Annotated in this window: 2 pseudogenes; one reads left to right on the top strand and one right to left on the bottom strand. The window is 47.3% G+C overall.

From position 1 onward, the window contains the following. Window positions 1-411: pseudogene (locus R7190_RS30080) on the top strand (deca-heme c-type cytochrome); the annotation flags it as partial. Here R7190_RS30080 and R7190_RS30075 read toward each other — a convergent pair. Then, window positions 398-539, bottom strand: a pseudogene (locus tag R7190_RS30075) (LysR family transcriptional regulator); the annotation flags it as partial. The pseudogenes R7190_RS30080 and R7190_RS30075 sit on opposite strands and share 14 nt — an antisense overlap.

The following is a 539-nucleotide window of genomic DNA, read 5'->3' as shown; positions in this document are numbered from 1 at the left end:
GATGAAGCCAAAGCGGTACAAATTCTGCATGCGGGAATGAAAGCACAACCGAAATCAAGTTCGCTGCCTTACAGTGCAGGGCTTGCGCTGTTAAGACAAGGCAACAGCAAACAAGCTAATCAGTATTTAAAACAGGCCGCAGAAAGCGCGAAAGATAACGCTCAGTATTGGTATGTGTACGGTTTAGCGTTGGAGAAATCCGACGTATTAGAAGCGAGTAAGGCGTTAAACAAGGCGTTTGAAGTTGGTGGCGACCCACGGCATCTTTATGCCCAGTGCGAAGTGTTGGCGAGAAACTATCGACAAGGCGGCGTTGCATTTGCCTTTGAACAGTGCACCAAACAACTTGGTGCACATGCTCCTGAGGAAGTTATTCAACAGCTCAAAGCGACCGTGGCTACAGAGAAATAGGTTCATAATGCACTGCGGTTAGGTGCGTTTTGATCTTCTCGCGAAGTGCAATATGAGCAGGGTTGTTTAATTCGCGCTTATGGTAAACAAACTTGTAAGGGACAGTGCGTATAGAAATGGGGCAAGGC

Source organism: Vibrio sp. 1078-1, assembly GCF_033340475.1.
This window is presented reverse-complemented; position numbering and strand designations above follow the sequence as displayed.